Raw genomic sequence first — 17,954 nt, 5'->3', positions numbered from 1 at the left:
GCCTACGCCGCCGAGAGGATGGCGATAGCCGGGGCCGGTTCAGTCGCCGAACAGGATTTCGTCCCAGCTGGGCACGGCGGAACGTCCGGACTTGCGTTTGGCGGCTTTGCCGGCGGCAGGCGTCTGCTCCGTCGTTTCTGCGGCGGCGAAGGCGGAGCCATTCGACACAGCGGCACCATTCGCCACGGCGGAGGAATCCGGGATGGGGGTCGATGGGGTGTCCGTCTGGGCGGTTTCGTGCGTGGCGTCCTCATTGGAGATCTCCGCCAAAGTCTGCATGATATCCGGCTGAGTAAGTCCGCCCGGATACTGCTGAGGCGGTTCGGTCTCATCCGTTTCGACCGTCGGATTCGCCACGGCTGCGGCCATAGGCCGCTCGATGGGGGAGACGGACGGCTGGCGGGTTTCAGGCCGTGCCGCCGGCAACGTCGGTTCGGGCGTGTTCCACGCGGAGACGGTCCGTTCGATGCGGGCCGAGCGCACGGAGTTGCCCGGCAGCGCCGGTGCCGGCGCGTCGGCACCGGCCTCGGCGGAAGCGTTCAGATTCTGCTCGCCCAGCAGCTTGCGGGCCGTGTTGTTCAGACTGACGACGGAATTGTCGTGCATATCCCAAGTCCACTCGGCTTTGGCGGTGCGTCCGGCGGTGGAGAACTGCGCGGTGATGTGCCAGGGCTCCAGACCGCGTCGGGTGGCCTTCCAGGAGACCGATTCCATGCCGATGCCAACCGAGGCCAGAGTGCGTTCCACCAGTTCGGAAAGGGTGCGCACCTTGCTTTCCTTGGGAGCGGGAACGCTGAGGAACTGTTCGATGGCGTATTGTTTCTCGGTTTCCACGGACGCGGAGAAACGGCGAACCAATGCCGCGCTCAGCTCGTAGCGTTCCGCCACGCGCGTCGGATCGGCGCCCGCGCGAATCAACGACTGAATCTGCGAGATGGGAAGCGCGGTCTGCTGTCGAGGCTGCTGACGATTCTGCTGACGCTCGCTGACAAGCTGCTTGGCCTCGAGAATGGCGCGTTCCAGGGCATCGTCCACCGTGACGGCGAATAGTTGTCCGCCTGAGGAGAACACGAGTTCGCCCGTTTCTCCAACGTGATCGAAGCGGGCTTCTTCAAGCCGATCCTGGGGCATAGGTGCACCACTTTCCGTCCATTGAGACATTACTTCTTCAAGTATGCCCCACGTGTCGAACTTTACGAGTATTTCAAATCGTGTATCCTATGGGCGAGTAAAGGCGTGTTTTGTTTCGGCGCTCAGCCGCGTCGGAACCGATGAAAGGAACCATAATGGCACAGGATTATGATTCTCCCCGCAACAAGGACGAGGATGAGGAGTCGCTGCAGGCTTTGGGCAAAAGCGCCCAGAGCTCGTCGAGTGACATCGACGACGACGAGAACGCCCTCGCTGAGGATTACGAGCTGCCGGGTGCCGACCTGAGCAACGAGGATTCCTCGGTGACCGTGATTCCGATGCAGGGCGACGAGTTCATCTGCTCGCAGTGCTTCTTGGTCAAGCACCGCAGCCAGTTGGCGACCATGGACGCCGACGGACAGCCGGTGTGCGAGGAGTGCGCCGCCTGATGACCTTCGATGTGGCCTACAACGAGCCGGAAAACACCGAGGTTCTTGTCAAATCGCTCGATCCGGAGCATCCCGCGCAGCTGCATTACGCGCACGCGGGCGATGCCGGCGCCGACCTCATCACCACGGTTCGGGTCGAACTCAAGCCCTTCGAGCGCGCGCTGGTGCCCACCGGCGTGGCGATCGCCCTGCCCGCGGGCTATGTGGCGCTCGTCCACCCGCGCAGCGGTCTGGCCGTCAAACAGGGCGTGACCGTGCTCAACGCGCCCGGCACCGTGGACGCGGGCTACCGCGGCGAAATCAAAGTGCCGCTGATCAATCTCGACCCCGAGCATACCGCGGTGTTCCAGCCCGGCGACCGCATCGCGCAGCTGGTGATCCAGCGCTATGTCGAAGCCCGGTTCGTCGAAGCCCAGACGTTGCCCGGATCGGACCGCGCCGAACGTGGCTTCGGCTCGACGGGAGTGTCGACGGACTGACATCGCGCGACGGCGTGGTACGGGACGCGAATGCGCGTACTATGGTTTCAAAACGTACGAGGGAGGTGACTGGTATGGCCGAGGAGACCGGAGAGCAGTATGCCGCCCGCATGCTGGGTTGCGAGATCAGCGCCGATCCGCTCAATCCGCTGGAACCGATTCTGAAGGTATGCCAGGCGCACCACCCCGACGAGGACATGTCGGTCCTCGAACGCGCGTACCGCCGCGCCGTCGTCCAGCATTCCCTCCAACGCCGCAAATCCGGCGAACCGTACATCATCCACCCGCTGGCAGTCTCCCAGATCCTCGCCGACCTGGGCATGGGGCCGATCGTCGTGGCCGCGGGCCTGCTGCACGACACGGTGGAGGACACCGACTACACGCTGGAGGAGTGCCGCGCGGAATTCGGCGACACCATCACCGGTCTGGTCGACGGCGTCACCAAGCTGAGCAAAATGGAGTACGGCGATTCCGCCCAGGCGGAGACCATCCGCAAAATGGTGGTGGCCATGAGCCGCGACGTGCGCGTGCTGGTCGTCAAGCTCGCCGACCGCGTGCACAACGCGCGCACCTGGCGTTATGTGAAAACCTCCAGCGCGCAGAAGAAGGCGCGCGAAACGCTCGATGTGTACGCGCCGCTGGCCAACAGGCTCGGCATGAACGCCATCAAAACCGAGCTGGAGGAGCTGAGCTTCAAAGTCCTCTATCCGAAGATCTACAACGAGATCGTGGTGCTGGTGGCGCGTCGCGCCGGACAGCGGGATGTGTACCTCAAGCAGATTCTGGCCGAGATCAACGAGGATCTCGACGAGCAGAACATCAGCGGCTATGTGACCGGCCGCCCGAAGGACTACTTCTCGATCTATCAGAAGATGATCGTGCGCGGCCACGATTTCTCCAACATCTACGATCTGGTCGGCGTGCGCATCATCGTCGACACGATTCAGGACTGCTACGCGGCGCTGGGTGCCGTGCACGCGCGGTGGAACCCGGTTCCGGGCCGCTTCAAAGACTACATCGCCATGCCCAAGCTCAACATGTACCAGTCGCTGCACACGACGGTGGTGGGCCTGGGCGGCAAGCCGGTCGAAATCCAGATCCGCACGTGGGATATGCATCGCCGCGCGGAGTTCGGCATCGCCGCGCACTGGAAGTACAAGGCGAACGGCCAGGCCGGACGCGCGCTCAGCTCGCCGGACAAAGCCGACCGCCAACGCGAGAACGTCGAAACGCAGGAGCTGAGCGAGGCCGACAACCTCAAGTGGATTCAGCAGCTCGCCGATTGGACGTCGGAAACCCCGGATTCCAACGAGTTCCTCGGCTCGCTGAAAGAGGATCTCGGCGCTGCCGAGGTCTACGTGTTCACGCCGAAAGGCAAGATCGTCTCGCTGCCGGCGGACGCCACTCCGGTCGATTTCGCCTACTCCGTGCACACGGAGGTCGGCCACCGCACCATGGGCGCGCGCGTCAACGGACGCTTGGTGCCGCTCGACACCAAGCTGGAGAATGGCGACACCGTCGAGGTGCTTACCTCCAAGTCGGATGCGGCAGGCCCTTCGCGCGACTGGCTGAGCTTTGTGAAAAGCCCGAAGGCCCGCAACAAGATCCGCCAGTGGTTCAGCAAGGAACGCCGATCCGAGGCGATTGAGGAGGGGCGCGACGAGCTGGTGCGCGCCATGCGCAAGCGCAATCTGCCGATTAACACGCTGCTGACCACCGAAGCGCTGGTCGGCATCGCCGACGACCTCAACTTCGCGAACGCCGACGCGGTGTTCGCCGCCATCGGCGAGGGACAGGTCTCCACGCAGAACGTGATCTCCCACCTCATCAAGGATGCGGGCGCCGATGAGGTGGACGAGGAGGTGGAGCAGGAGGCCCTGCCGCTCAAGCCGGTGGAGCGCCGGTCCACCACCAGCTCCACGGGCGTATCCGTCAAGGGCGTGGGCGACGTGTGGGTCAAGCTCGCGCGCTGCTGCATGCCGGTTCCGGGCGACCAGATCATCGGTTTCATCACCCGCAACCAGGGCGTGTCCGTGCACCGCTGCGACTGCCAGAACATGATCGACCTGCAGGAACGCCAGCCGGAACGTGTGATCGAGGTGGAATGGACCAGCACCAAGGGCGTGTTCATGGTCAAAATCCAGATCGAGGCCTTGGACCGCCGCAATCTGCTGAGCGACGTGACCCGCGTGCTGGCCGACCACGGCGTGAACATCATCTCGGGTTCGATCTCCACGGGCTCCGATCGTGTGGCCATCAGCCAGTTCAGTTTCGAAATGGCCGATCCGCAGCATCTGAACACCCTGCTGGCCGCGGTGCGCAAAATCGAAGGCGTGTTCGATGTGTACCGCATCACCGGTGCCAAGGACTCCGCCGAGCCCCGACTGCGTAAGATGCAGGGATGACGACGCACGTGCGAAACGTCTGAGTCGCGCCGTGCGACCCTCAAACACGACCGAAACGAACAGTCGAGGCGTTGTTTCGTTGGAATCCCGCCAGACTCGTGTTGTGCGGATGTGCGCGGGTGTGTAAGAAAAGGTCGCACGGATAGACAGTCCAACCGTCTTTGTGTGAATATGCCCGCGGCGAAGAACGGGCACGACGCCATTTGGTATTCTCAGCCTTAGGCCCAAGGAGGAACTCGTGCTGCAGATCAAGTCCATTTCCAAACAATACCGAGTCGGCGATTTCACGCAGAAGGCCCTGGACGGCGTCAGCCTGAACCTGCGCGACAACGAGTTCGTGGCCATCCTCGGACCCTCCGGATCCGGCAAAACCACGCTGCTCAACATCATCGGCGGCCTCGACCGTTACGACGACGGCGACCTCGTGATCAACGGCACTTCCACCAAACAGTACAAAGACCGCGACTGGGACTCCTATCGCAACCACACGATCGGCTTCGTGTTCCAAAGCTACAACCTCATCCCGCACCAGACCATCCTGTCGAATGTGGAGCTCGCGCTGACCATCTCCGGCGTCTCGAAGTCGAAGCGCCGCCGCCGCGCCCGCCGCGCGCTTAAACAAGTCGGCCTCGGCGAGCATATCAACAAGAAGCCCAACCAGCTTTCCGGCGGGCAGATGCAGCGCGTGGCCATCGCCCGCGCCTTAGTCAACGATCCCGACATCGTATTGGCCGACGAGCCGACCGGCGCGCTCGACTCGGACACCTCCGTGCAGATCATGGACCTGCTCAAAGAGGTGGCCAAGGACCGTCTCGTCGTCATGGTCACGCATAATCCCGAACTCGCGCAGGAGTATGCCACCCGCATCGTGGAACTGCGCGACGGGTCGATCCGCAGCGACTCCGACCCCTTCGAAATCGCCCAACAGCAGGCGGGCGAACCGGTGCACCGCACCATGGGCAAGGCCGCGATGAGTTTCGCCACGGCCCTGTCGCTCAGCCTGAACAACCTCGGCACCAAGAAGGCGCGCACTTTCCTCACCTCCTTCGCCGGATCCATCGGCATCATCGGCATCGCGCTCATCATGTCGGTTTCGAACGGCGTGAACACGTACATCGACGACATCCAACGTGAGACGATGACCTCGTATCCCATCACCATCGAGGAGCAATCCATCGATCTGAGCAGTCTGATGAGCCAAAGCGCCATGGCGGGCGGCGGCGAGGAGGACTCCGGCCATGCCAGCGACGGCATCTACCCGGACGATTCCAGCATCCAGCGGGCCTCCACGCTCACCACCTCCATCAGCGAGAACAATCTGACCGCGTTCAAGGACTACCTCGACGACCCCGACAGCGAAATCCACCAGTATGTGGGAAGCAATGGCATCCAATACTCGTATAACGTGAAGTTCTCCGCCTACACGCACGACCCCGACGGCACGTTGGTGAACGCGGACGGCGTGACCGTGGGCCAGAGCGCCTCGAACGACTCGATGGCCGCGCAGATGGCCACCAGCACCCCAACATCGTCGACGAGTTCCATGGCGATGCTGACCGGGCAGACGGAGGAGAATGCGGCCCCGAGCTCGTTCAACGAGATCATGCCCGGCGCGGACGATTCCACGCTGATCAGCAAGGTCGTTACCGACAACTACGAGGTGGTCGACGGCGCATGGCCCACCGGCGCCGACGAAGTGGTGCTTGTGCTCGACGAACGCAACGAGATTCCGCTGACCACCCTCTACGAGCTCGGTCTGCTGCCCGCCAGCGACTACCAGACGATGATGGATCAGCTCAACTCCGACGAGGAAGTCAGCACCTCCACCGACAAACTCGACTATGCGACCGCGCTCGACCAGACACTTACCCTGATCCCCGCATGCGACCAGTACGTCAAGGACGATTCCGGCCACTGGAGCTACGTCGGCGACGACGCGGACGAGATCACACGGCTTGTCGACTCCGGCACCGGCACCTCACTGCGGATTGTTGGCGTGGTCAAGCCCGTCGAGGACGCGCAGACCACGCTGCTCAGCCCCGGCATCGGCTATACGCGGGCGCTGACCAACGACCTCATCGGCCACACCGACGCCAGCGCCATCGTCACCGAACAGCGGGCCGACTCCGAGCACAGCGTGCTCAACGGGTTGGAGTTCTCCCCGGCCGACGACGCCGCCAAAGCCCAAGATGCGCGCACCTACGTGGCCTCGCTGGGTGTGAGCGACAAGGCGAGCATGGCGCGCACGCTGATGGCCTCCTCCATGGACGCCGAACAGCTGGCCGCGATGAGCGAACAGCAGATCGCCGACAGCTTCGACCAATATCTGGACGGCGCGGGCGACGACGTGCTTGTGGCGCTTTACGACCGCTACATCTCCACCGGCTCCTACGACGACAACCTCGCCGCGTTTGGCGTGGTCAGCCGTGACGCGCCCAGCGCCATCAACATCTACGCCGACAGTTTCGAATCCAAGGACGGCATCTCGCAGGCCATCGAGAACTACAACGCCTCGGCCGACGAGAACGACCAGATCACCTACACCGACTACGTGGGCCTGCTCATGAGCTCGGTGACCACCATCGTCAACGTGATCTCCTACGTGCTGATCGCGTTCGTGTCGGTGTCGCTGGTCGTCTCGTCGATCATGATCGGCATCATCACCTACATTTCGGTGCTGGAACGCACCAAGGAGATCGGTATCCTGCGCGCCATGGGCGCTTCGAAGCACAACGTCTCGCAGGTGTTCAACGCGGAGACAGGCATCATCGGCCTCTGCTCCGGCCTGTTGGGCGTTGGCATCACCGTGCTGCTGAATTTCCCCATCAATTCGATTCTGCACTACTTCATGGAGACGAACGAGGTGAACGCCGCGCTCAACCCGGTCGCCGGCGCGGTGCTGGTGGTGTTGAGCATCGTGCTCACCCTGATCGGCGGCATCATCCCCTCGCGCAAGGCCGCCAAGCAGGATCCCGCCACCGCGTTGCGCACGGAGTAGGTGGAAGGCGCACGTCCGGCAGTCGGAGTCACAGGCTGAACGTGTCGCCCATATCCGCCAGTCTGGTGCGCAATGCGTCGAGGAAAGCCGCGGCCGGCCGCGACAGGGTGCGTGAGTTTTTCCAGATCAGCGCATGCCGCACGTCGAGCCTGGGGTTGAGCGGGCGGAAGCACAGGTCGCTGTCGGCGGAGGTGTCGACGATTTTGTCGAAGCACAGCGCGCTGCCGAATCCCTCGCTTACCATCATCGCCGCGTTATACAGCAGATTGTAGGTGCCGATGATATTGAGACGGTCGGCGTCGACCCCGCGCCATCCGGACAATTCGTTGGACACCTTCGGCTGGGATGAGATGAACACAGGCAGATCGTCGAGATCGGCCGGGGTGATCGCCTCATGCGAGGCCAGCGGATGGTCCTTGCGCATCAGCAGACCCCATGTGTCGGTGGCGGGGATCTGCACGTAATCGTATTTCGCGGTGTCGGCGGGCATCGAGACGATGGCGAAATCCAACAGTCCGTTGTCGAGCTGCTCGGACACCGCCACCGCGTTGCCGCTGAACAGGTTGCAGCGGATGCGCGGATGCTGCGCGCGCAGGTCGTTGGCGACCTGCCCGAGCATGCGCATGGCATGTGTTTCGCCCGCGCCGATGTAGATATCGCCGGCGATCTGGTCCGACATGGTGGAGATCTCCGTGCCCGTGCGGTCCGTCAGTTCGATGATCTCCTGCGCGCGGTCTCGCAGCAGCTCGCCCTCAGGGGTGAGGGTGATGGTTCGGCTGCCACGGATGAACAGCTGCTTGCCGAGCTCCTCCTCAAGCTCGCGCAGTTGGCGGGAGAGCGTGGGCTGGGAGATCATAAGGATGTCGGCCGCGCCGGTGATGCTCTCCTCTTCGACGACGGCGAGGAAATACCTCAGAACGCGCAGATTCATAACGATTCCTTGATGTTGCGCAGCGCCGGATGACGGCATATCCGGCACATGCTTGGTGGGCATGGATTGTTATCGATTATAGACATTTGCTATGGATTTGTCGCACGTTTACCCTGTGAGCTCATCACCCCACATCGTTCCGCCACGAAGGGAAGGCCCGCATGACACGACATCGCAGCCCATTCGTCCGCTCCGTGATCGCCGGCGCGGCCGCCATCTCGCTGATGGCATCCGCCGGCTGCGCCTCCGCCGACGGCACCGGAACGGAGGCCATTCCCAAGGAGAGGGAGTCCACAATCCTGAGCGGCGGTCTACATGACGAGACGACCGTGAATGTGACGCCCGTCGACGACGTCGTGACGACTCTGAGCGACGGATTGGACACGGCGCGCTTCTCCGGGGACGACGGATTTTCCCGGTTCCTCGCGCGGGGCGGCGCATCATCCGATGCGGGTGTGGTGGACTATCTGGCGGGCGACATGCTCGACGGCGAGGTCATCGGCTCGCTGCTGGGCAGCCTGTTCGGATGCAGCACCATCGCCGCCCAAAGCGATGACGGCGATTGGCTGTTCGGCCGCAACTTCGATTGGGAGAACGTGCGGGCCATGATCGTCGAATCCCACCCCGACGACGCGTACGCCTCTATCTCCACTGTGAATATGGACTTCCTCGACCAAGGCTCGGACGGCATGCTCTCCCGGATGTCGGACGGGGCGCGCATCATCGCCGCGTTGTACGCGCCGTTGGACGGCGTGAATGAACGGGGACTCGCCGTTTCGGTGAACATGATTCAGGATTCCGCCACCATCGACCAGAACACCGACAACCCCGACCTGACCACCACCACGGCGATCCGGCTGCTGCTCAACCAGGCCGCGGATGTGGACGAGGCGCTGGCCCTGCTGCGCTCCCACAATCTGCACTCCTCGATGGGCATGATGATCCACTTGGCCATCGCCGACGCCGACGGCAACAGCGTCGCCGTCGAATACGTCGACGACGAGATGGTGGTGGTCGAGACCCCCGTGCTGACGAACTTCTATCTCGCCGACGGCGACAAACAGGGCATCGGCACCGAGGAATCCCACCAACGCTACGATCTGCTGACCTCCACGTTGGAGAACACCCTGCGGATGAGCGCCGCCGACATGCGCGACGCGCTCGACAGCGTAAGCAAAGACAATTTCGGCGGATTCTCATCCACCGAATGGAGCGTCGTCTACAACCTGAACGAACACACCGCCCGCTACTACCACCGCGAGGACTACACACACAGCTTCACCGTCGCCCTATGACAGACAGCACGGAAAGGAACCCCATGATTCCCAACCTCTCACTGGTCGGCGGATTCGTCGCCGCCCACGCCCGCGCCGCACTCCCGCGCCGGCGCATCAGCCGACTGCAGAACCGCATGCTGCGGCGCTTGCTCCACCACGCCTGGGACCACTCGCCCTACTACCGCAGCCGCTTCGCCGCCGCCGGAATCAGCCGTGACGACCTGAACACCATCGCCCTGAACCGACTGCCCATCACCGACAAACGCGAGGTGATGGAACATTTCGACACGCTGGTCACCAATCCCGCGCTCAGACTGGACGATCTGCGCGAATTCGATGCAAGCAATACCGACCGCGCCGCCACCTATCTGGGGCGCTACCATGTGGTGCACTCCTCGGGCAGCACCGGAAAACCCGGATACTTCGTCTACGACGATGCCGCATGGAAGCGTATGCTGGCGGCCATCACCCGCGGCGCGTTGTGGAATCGGAGCCTGCCGTGGGTGGTCCGCTTTCTACTCAAGCGCCCGCGTGTCGCCTTCATCGCCGCCACCGACGGCCGTTACGGCGGCGTGCTGGCCGTGGGCGACGGCATCGACGATCTGGGGCTCGCCCAACTGCAGCTCGACATCAATATGCCGCTGGACCAATGGATAACGAATATCAACGAATTCAACCCCACCGTGATCATCGGATACCCCTCCGCCATCAAAATCCTGCTGCGGCTGGCCGGCGAAGGGCATATCCACATCCATCCCGAGCGGGTCGTCTCCTGCGGCGAGCCGTTGGACCCCGGCCTGCGCGCGCAGATCGTCGACGCATTCGGCTGCGCGGTGGTCAACTTCTACGGTGCCAGCGAATCCCTGGCGTTGGGCGTTGAAGGCGACCCGGAGGACGGCATGCTGCTGTTCGACGATATGAATCTGATCGAAGTGGATGACGGGCAGATGTACCTCACCTCGCTCACCAACCTCACCCAACCGCTGATCCGCTACCGCATCTCCGACAGACTCCGACTGGTCGACGAGGGCGAGAGCGGGGATGAGAATGGGGCGAGCCGGGTCGTCGGTTCAGCTGATTCCGTCGGTTCCGGCCGTGCGCGCCGCCGGTTCCCCTTCACCCGCGCACGCGTGCTGCTCAGCCGCAACGAGGACATGTTGTGGTTCAACGACGGGCGCGGAGGCAAGGAATTCCTGCATCCGCTGGCCATCGAAGGCTTCTGCGTGGACGGTCTGCTGGACTACCAGTTCGCGAAAACCGGCGACGAATCCTTCGCCATGTGCGCCGAACGCCACCCCGACTCCGACGAGAACGCCATCCGCACGCAGGTCACCGAGCAGATGCGTCGGATTCTGCATGCCAAACATCTCGACCACATCGCCTTCGGCATCGAATTCGTGGACCGCATCGAACCGGACCCGCGCACCGGCAAGAAACGCTTGGTTGTCACCTGCCGATGCGAAGCCGCAGCCGTTGAGAAAGCCGTCTGACCACACGAGGAGCGCCCACGCATGACCACCACATCAGTTCCATCGCGAGTTCCATCGCAAGTCCCGCCGCACGAGAGCCCCGCCGCGCTGCTGCAGGGCCGCGCGCTCGGCAAACAATACCATCGCGGCGAATCGGCCAACATGGTGCTGCGCGGCGTCGACATCGACATCCACGCCGGTGATTTCACCGTGATCATGGGCGCGTCCGGAGCAGGCAAATCCACCCTCCTGTACGTGCTCAGCGGCATGGATCGGCCCACGGGCGGCGAAGTGCGTTACCGCGGGGCGCGCGTGGACGATTTGGGGGAGCGCGCGATGGCCCGCCTGCGCGCCGAGGAATTCGGATTCGTCTTCCAACAGCCGAACCTCGTCGGCAACCTCACCCTGCTCGAGAACGTGATCCTGGCCGGATACGTCGGCGGCGGACGCGACGCGGGTGTTGTGCGACAGGAGGGTGAGCGATTGCTGGAACGCATGCATATCGCCCACGCCGCGCACCGCCTGCCCTCGCAGGTCTCCGGCGGCGAGGCGCAGCGCGCGGCCATCGCACGGGCCGTCATCAACCATCCCGGCATACTGTTCGCGGACGAACCGACCGGCGCGCTCAACCGATGCAACAGCGACGACGTGCTCGACCTGCTCAGCGAACTGAACCAAGGCGGGCAAAGCGTGCTGATGGTCACTCATGACGTGCGCGCGGCCGTCCGCGCCAACCGCGTGCTCTACCTGCGCGACGGCGAACTGCTCGGCGAAGCGCTGCCCGGCGTCTACCGGCCCGACGAATCCAAAGGCCGTGAAACCTCGTTGGCCGCATGGCTTGCGGAAATGGGATGGTGACGGCCATGGCACCATATGCACCGCGCGCGTTGGCCATAACGCTCAAATCCACAATCCTGCGGCATAAGGGCTCGTTGGCGGGAGTGCTGGCGCTGATGATCGTCGCCTCCGCCGCGCTCGCCACTATCCTGGCCCTGCACGCCAACGCCAACACCTACGAACGCGAGGAACTGCAGCGGCTGGGATATGGCGACATCACCGTATGGGCGTCGAATCTGCCCGACGGAAGCGCCGAGGAGATCGCGGACGCGCTGGAAGCGCTCGACGAGGTGGACCATGTGGGCACGCAGACGGTGGTGTACGCCGATTACGAAGTCAACGGCGAACATTCCGACAGCGAAGGCCAGCTGATTGTCTATGACCGCGAACACTACGACTATCGGCTTTTGAACGACCAGGCCGACGGATATGCGGACACGCCCACGAGCCTGAACGCGGGGGAGACGCTGGTCTCGCCCGCCATGCGTTCGATGTTCGACGTGCAGATCGGCGACACCATCGCCTTCCAAGTGGTGCGCGGCGGCGATCCGGAGGAATTCACCGTGTCCGGATACGTCGAGGATCCGTTCATGGGCTCCTCGATGATCGGCATGAAAGGCTTCCTCATCACCGCCGACGACGCGCAACGGATCGCCGAACGCATCGAGAACGCCGGCATCGACGCGCTGGGCCGCGTCGGCGCGATGCTCCGCATCAGCGCCGACCCCGAAAGCGGATTGGACGCCACGGAACTGAACACTCGCATCAACGAGGTGGATGGTCTGCGGCAGGTCGTCGAATCCGCGCATACCGCGGACGCGATCGCCGGCTTCACCCTCACCGCGCTCAACGCCTATATCGGCATGTTGCTCGCCTTCGTCGTGGTGCTGCTCGCGGTCGCCGTCGTGGTGCTCGGCGCATCCATCAACGCCGACATCGAACAGGACACCCATGTGCTCGGCGTCTACAAAGCGCTGGGCTGCACCACCGGCATGCTTCGCGTCGTACTGCTGGCTCAGCATCTGCTCGGCGTCGTGCTGGGATTGGCCGTCGGCGCGGGAGCGTCGCTGTGGACCATACGTCTCGCGGCGCGTTCGACGGTCGACTCCACCGGCCTGCTGGTGCCGGCCGACTTCCCGACACTGCGGTATCTGGCCTGCGCCGCTGTGATCGTCGCGGCCTTCACCGTGTTCATCCTCGTCAAAACCAGACGGTTGGCGCGCGTCACGCCATTGCACGCCATCCAAGGCTCGTCGGCGATGGATACGGGCCGCGGTGGCGTTGCGGACGGGTTGGCTTCCGGCCGCGGCGAATCGGCCCGGCGGCGTCCACCGTTGCGGGCACGTTCGCTCGGCTGGTCCATGGCCGTGCGGCAACTGCATGACGGCCGCCGCTGGTATGCGGGTGCCTGTCTGGTGGTGGCGTTGATCGTGCTGCTCTCGTCGATGGTGGTGCGCGTGGACGCTTGGCTGGGCGCGGACGGTCGCGGCCTGATGGACGCGTTCAACCCGGCCGACATGCATATCGGCGTGCAATGCATCGGCGACTGCACCGTGGACCAGGCGCGCGACACCATCGAAGCGCATACGGCCGTGGTCGACGAATACGCGCTCGCCATGCCCGGCGTGGCGCTGAACGGCACCGACATGACCGCCAATGTGATCACTGAGCCGGAACGCTTCCACATCCTTCAGGGTTCAACCAGCCAGTCCGCCGACCAAGTGGTGGTCACCGAATTCGTCAGCCGCGACCTCGGCGTGGGGCTCGGCGACGCGGTGACCCTCAGCTCGGATCAGGGCAGCGCGCAATACACGATCGTCGGCATCTACCAATGCGCCAACGATATGGGGCTGAACGTGGGATTAAGCGCCGAAGGCTACGCGCGCATCGGCCGCGACAATCCGCAGATGTGGTGCCATCATTTCTTCCTCGCGGATGAAAGCGCCAAACAGGAGGCGCTGCTCGCCTTGGAGGACGCCTTCGGCGGCAACGCCTACATCCACGAGAACGCATGGCCGGGCCTGTATGGCATCGTCGCGGCGATGCGCATGCTGGTCGCCGCGATGGTGTTGGTCACCGCGCTGGTGGTGTTCGTCGCCGTCGCCCTGTCCGGAGCGAAGATTCTGGCGCGCGAACGCCATGATCTCGTCGTCTGCCGACTGATCGGCCTCACCTCGCGATACTTGCGTGCCTCGTTCGCCATCCGTTTCGCCGTGGTGGCGGCCGTCGGAGCGGTGATCGGCACCGTGGTGGCGGCCTTCGCCACCGATCCGCTGGTCGGCATGCTGCTGCGACTCTACGGAGTGAGTGATTTCGTCTCGCATCCGGCATGGTGGCGCGTGCCATTGCCGGGACTGCTGTCCGTCGCGTTGGCCGTCGTGTTCGCCTATCTGGTCTCCGGGTCGATACGGCGCGTCAGTCTGCAAGGGGAGTTGGTCGGCGATGCGTGAGTTCTGCGACATGCTGTTGACCGGCCTGCTGATCGGCTTGCTGTTCGGCGTGCCGGTCGGCGCGGTGGGGGCGCTGGTGGTGCAACGCACGCTCAGCCGGGGTTTCCTCGCCGGACTGCTGACGGGAAGCGGCTCGTCCGTGGCCGACTGCCTGTATGCGGGCGTGGGCGCGTTCGGACTGACGTTCGTCTCCGACCTGTTGTTGCGCTGGCGCGCGCCCATCAGCGTGGTCGGCGGATTGCTGATGGGTGCGATGGGCGTCGCTTCGCTGATGAGACGACGCGACGGCGGCGACGCAAGTCCGTCCGCTGGGCGAATGCGGGTCGATTCGACGCGAACGCGCGATATGGGCATGTTCGCCTCGGCCCTGGCCGTGGGTGTCACGAATCCCGCCGCCATCCTCGGATTCCTGTTCGCGTTCTCCTGCTTCGGCATCGCGGGGCCGCTCGATCCGACGCAAGGCGTCGCCTTGGTGGCGGGCATCCTCGCCGGCACGATGCTCTGGTGGCTGGCCTTGGCGGGACTGACCGCCGTATTGCGCGAACGATGCACGCCGGTCACGGTGGCGCGGATGGAACGCTGTTTCGCCGCCCTGGTGGCGCTGGTCGGCATCGGCATCGTCATCGCAGCCTGCGTCGGAGTGTTCGAACCCTGACCGAATCCCCACGAATCCAGCCAAAACCCATCATCCAACTAACCCACCATTCAACCAAGCTCACCATCCATCCACCATTGAGTAACCCACCCACCATTGTCGAAAGGAACACCATCATGAAGAACACATTGCGTCTGTGGATCGCGGCGGGCAGCGCGCTCGCCATGTCCCTTACCCTGGCGGGCTGCGCCGGCGGCGACACGTCGAACGGCACCGCGGCGGGCGGAGTCTCGTCCGGCACGGGATCGTCGAATTCGTCATCCTCGGGCGAGATCCCCACCGTACTGCAGGTGCGGTTCGGCGACGAAGGCGAACCCTTCGCCCTGAATCTGGACGGCAACGCCACCGCCTCCACCATCGCCGGATATGTGGCCGACTCCGACTGGCGTCTGCCGATCTACCATTACGACGATTTCGAAGACTCCGACGTGATGCAGTACTACGACATCCCCAGCCGCTACGAGATCCCCTCCGACCCGCAGACCGTGACCGAGGAACGTGCCGGCGAGGTCTACTATTCCGACCCGAACCGCATCATCCTGTTCTATCGCGACGCGCAGGTCAGCGGCGAATACACGAAGGTCGGTGAATTCGATCCGACCGACGACTTCGTCAACGCCGTCATCGACAATCCCGTGCTCGAAGGCTGGGGCAACAAAATCGTCCAAATCGGCGTGGAATAAGCTATGCCGGAATGGGGATGAGGATGTTGAGGGAGAAGACGCGGTCGGCGGTGGCGATATCGAGCTGGCCTTGGTATTTCGCCACCTGCCGGGCGATGGAACGCATGCCGAAGCCGTGGAAGCGTTTGTCGGCCTTGGAGGTCTGCGGCAAACCGTCCACCATACGCACCTCGCCCGTATAGTAGTTCTCCTCGCTCACGCGCAGCATGCGGCCGTTGGCGCGCAGATCGAACGTGATCTGTTTCTCGGCCGCGTCCGGCAGCAGCGTCACCGCCTCGATCGCATTGTCGAGGATGTTGCCGAACAGCGCGTACACGTCGGAACGGTCCATGAATCCGAGTTGCTTGCCGTCCGCCATGGCGGTCAGGGTGATGCCATGCTGCGCGCAATACAGGCTTTTCTCCGTCAGCAGCGTATCCAACGCGTCATTGCCGGTGTGGAAGATCGAATCGTACACGCGGATCGAGCGTTCCATCCGCTCCAACGCCTCGGTGGGAATGCTTGGCATGGGGGAGCCGTCGGGCATCATCTCCTGCGCGCGCTGCAATTCCTGCGCCGTTTTGCGCAGCGAAGCGAGATTCTTGCGCACGTCATGGAATTTGGTGTTCACCAGTTCGATGTTCTCGCGGCTCATCTCGTACTGCTGTTCCTTCAAACGGTTGATCTGCTGGATCACCGCCAGATCATTGGCCAGCCGGTCGTTATTCGACACGGCGAGCAGCAGCGCGAACGCGAGCATGCTGCACACCAGGTCGTACAGATAACAGATGACCTGGCCGCCGAATCCCAACGAGCCGCCGTCGACCAGCTCCTCCACCACCAGATTGAACACAATCACCAACGCCAGCACGCCAAGACTCATCAGCACACGAGCCTTCGTATCGCGAATCTTCTCACCATCCACGGTGAAATCGCGGGCCACCAGCAACCAGATCAGCCAGTAGACGACGGCGAACACCACCACATGCAACGGAATCAGCCGCATGTCGTAGATATACAAGCGCAAGCCCATCACGGAACGCAACGCCGAAACACAGGCGAAGGCGATATGCTGCGCGCAGTAGCCCACGGCGACGATGACCAGCGACTCCATCCACGATGCGGAGCAGATCCAACGCAGCATCACTACGAGCAGCGCCGCATAACAGGCGAAGAGCAGGGTGCTCGCCAGAAGACGCAGCGCGGATGTGGCCTGCCCATCGGTTGTCGGCATTGTCCACAGAAACGGCCAAACCATACGGACGGCACCCGTCGCCACACCGGCGGCCAGCGTGACGACAGCACCAATCGCGACGCGGTCCGTGCGATGCCAGTCGAGCCGACGCGTGAACAGCAACACGCCGGCGACGAACTCCAACAGGAAAGGCAGAAAATACGTCAGCTGCAGCATAATGGCCGCCTACGCCCGACTGTAGTAGGCGTTCAACGCCTGCATCAGCGGTTTCTTGCGGGAACGGGAGACGGGGACGCGCTCGCCATCCACCACCACCGTATCTCCCTCGAAGGCGTCCACCCATGCGAGATTGACCAGACAGTACCGGCTCGACGCCACGAAATCATGCTCGCCCAACTGCTCGGCCGTGGCTTTGAGCGAACCCCAATCCCGCCATGTGCCTTTGTTGGTGTGGTAGAACACGTTGTGCCCCGTCACCTCCACATAGCGGATGTCGTGCGAGTCGAGGAAATGCATGTGGTCGTCGGATTTGATGGCGATGGTCGTGCCCTTGCGTGAGTTGATGATGCTCAGCGCCTTGCGCATTTTCAACGCGAATCCTGGATATTCCAACGGTTTGACGAGATAGCCGACGGCATCCACATCGTAACCGACTGTGGCGTATTGGGCCATTTTGGTGGTGAACACGATCACCGTGCGTGTGTCCCTTTCGCGCAGTAGACGCGCGGCCTCCAACCCGTCGATGCCGGGCATCTCCACGTCGAGGAAAATCAGGTCGAAAGGCTTGCGGTCCGCGTCGTCGTAGGAGCGCAGCAACGCCGCGCCATCCTCGAAACGGGTGAGCGTGAGCCGGATGTCTTCGGCGGGATGCTCGTCGCAATAGCGCCGCACCATCGACTCGGTGACGGCGGCATCCTCGTCGACGTCATCGGTGATCGCAATCGAAATCAAAGCCATAGTAGGCATTCTAACCGCAGATCGGAGCTTGCCGCGACGATGCGGAACGGCTCATGCGA

Annotated in this window: 14 protein-coding genes; 10 read left to right on the top strand and 4 right to left on the bottom strand. The window is 63.4% G+C overall.

The genetic code is table 11. The annotated features are described in order from the left end of the window. Positions 1-39: 39 nt before the first annotated feature. Positions 40-1,131, bottom strand: coding sequence for a septation protein SepH (gene sepH, locus AC1AV0_RS06185; RefSeq protein ID WP_476572158.1), 1,092 nt, complete (start codon positions 1,129-1,131; stop codon positions 40-42). Positions 1,132-1,286: 155 nt separating this feature from the next. Between sepH and AC1AV0_RS06180 the strand changes: the two genes are divergently transcribed. The 4 genes from AC1AV0_RS06180 (at position 1,287) to AC1AV0_RS06165 (ending at position 7,462) form a co-directional block, all read left to right on the top strand. Further along, positions 1,287-1,580 carry a DUF4193 domain-containing protein gene (locus AC1AV0_RS06180; protein ID WP_476572156.1) on the top strand — a complete coding sequence of 98 codons (294 nt, stop codon included), beginning with the start codon at positions 1,287-1,289 and terminating at the stop codon, positions 1,578-1,580. Beyond that, positions 1,580-2,059 carry a dUTP diphosphatase gene (gene dut / locus AC1AV0_RS06175; RefSeq protein WP_476572154.1) on the top strand — a complete coding sequence of 160 codons (480 nt, stop codon included), beginning with the start codon at positions 1,580-1,582 and terminating at the stop codon, positions 2,057-2,059. Before AC1AV0_RS06180 ends, dut begins: the two co-directional genes overlap by 1 nt. A gap of 74 nt (positions 2,060-2,133) precedes the next feature. Next, positions 2,134-4,464, top strand: a complete 2,331-nt coding sequence (locus tag AC1AV0_RS06170) for a RelA/SpoT family protein (RefSeq protein ID WP_476572152.1) — start codon at positions 2,134-2,136, stop codon at positions 4,462-4,464. 238 nt (positions 4,465-4,702) lie between these two features. Continuing rightward, positions 4,703-7,462 carry an ABC transporter ATP-binding protein/permease gene (locus AC1AV0_RS06165; RefSeq protein WP_476572150.1) on the top strand — a complete coding sequence of 920 codons (2,760 nt, stop codon included), beginning with the start codon at positions 4,703-4,705 and terminating at the stop codon, positions 7,460-7,462. A 28-nt stretch (positions 7,463-7,490) separates the two neighbouring features. Here AC1AV0_RS06165 and AC1AV0_RS06160 read toward each other — a convergent pair whose 3' ends face one another. Then, complete coding sequence (locus AC1AV0_RS06160; RefSeq protein ID WP_476572148.1) at positions 7,491-8,393, bottom strand: LysR family transcriptional regulator; 903 nt, start codon at positions 8,391-8,393, stop codon at positions 7,491-7,493. Between the two features lie 161 nt (positions 8,394-8,554). Here AC1AV0_RS06160 and AC1AV0_RS06155 point away from each other — a divergent pair, with 161 nt between their 5' ends. From AC1AV0_RS06155 to AC1AV0_RS06130, 6 genes are all read left to right on the top strand, one after another. Next, positions 8,555-9,688: a C45 family autoproteolytic acyltransferase/hydolase gene (locus tag AC1AV0_RS06155; protein WP_476572146.1), complete on the top strand. Its 1,134-nt coding sequence runs from the start codon at positions 8,555-8,557 to the stop codon at positions 9,686-9,688. 23 nt (positions 9,689-9,711) lie between these two features. Then, entirely contained in the window at positions 9,712-11,160 is a 1,449-nt protein-coding gene (locus tag AC1AV0_RS06150; protein ID WP_476572144.1) for a phenylacetate--CoA ligase family protein, read from the top strand. A 21-nt stretch (positions 11,161-11,181) separates the two neighbouring features. Then, positions 11,182-11,997 (top strand): ABC transporter ATP-binding protein, encoded by an 816-nt coding sequence (locus AC1AV0_RS06145; RefSeq protein WP_476572142.1) that lies wholly within the window; start codon positions 11,182-11,184, stop codon positions 11,995-11,997. Between the two features lie 5 nt (positions 11,998-12,002). Continuing rightward, positions 12,003-14,426 carry an FtsX-like permease family protein gene (locus tag AC1AV0_RS06140; RefSeq protein WP_476572140.1) on the top strand — a complete coding sequence of 808 codons (2,424 nt, stop codon included), beginning with the start codon at positions 12,003-12,005 and terminating at the stop codon, positions 14,424-14,426. Then, positions 14,419-15,081: a LysE family translocator gene (locus AC1AV0_RS06135; RefSeq protein WP_476572138.1), complete on the top strand. Its 663-nt coding sequence runs from the start codon at positions 14,419-14,421 to the stop codon at positions 15,079-15,081. The genes AC1AV0_RS06140 and AC1AV0_RS06135 overlap by 8 nt, the downstream gene beginning before the upstream one ends. Before the next feature lie 116 nt (positions 15,082-15,197). Beyond that, a complete protein-coding gene (locus AC1AV0_RS06130) occupies positions 15,198-15,764 on the top strand; it encodes a cyclophilin-like fold protein (RefSeq protein WP_476572136.1) in 567 nt (188 codons plus the stop codon). A 1-nt stretch (position 15,765) separates the two neighbouring features. On the opposite strand, the gene AC1AV0_RS06125 is transcribed toward AC1AV0_RS06130, so the two are convergent. Both AC1AV0_RS06125 and AC1AV0_RS06120 read right to left on the bottom strand, forming a co-directional pair. Next, entirely contained in the window at positions 15,766-17,154 is a 1,389-nt protein-coding gene (locus AC1AV0_RS06125) for a GHKL domain-containing protein (protein WP_476572134.1), read from the bottom strand. Positions 17,155-17,163: 9 nt separating this feature from the next. Beyond that, entirely contained in the window at positions 17,164-17,895 is a 732-nt protein-coding gene (locus AC1AV0_RS06120; protein WP_476572132.1) for a LytR/AlgR family response regulator transcription factor, read from the bottom strand. Between the last annotated feature and the right edge of the window lie 59 nt (positions 17,896-17,954).

The sequence above is a fragment of the Bifidobacterium sp. LH_558 genome, from assembly GCF_056356295.1.
The sequence above is the reverse complement of the archived record's forward strand: the minus strand, read 5'-3'. Positions and strand labels throughout refer to the sequence as shown.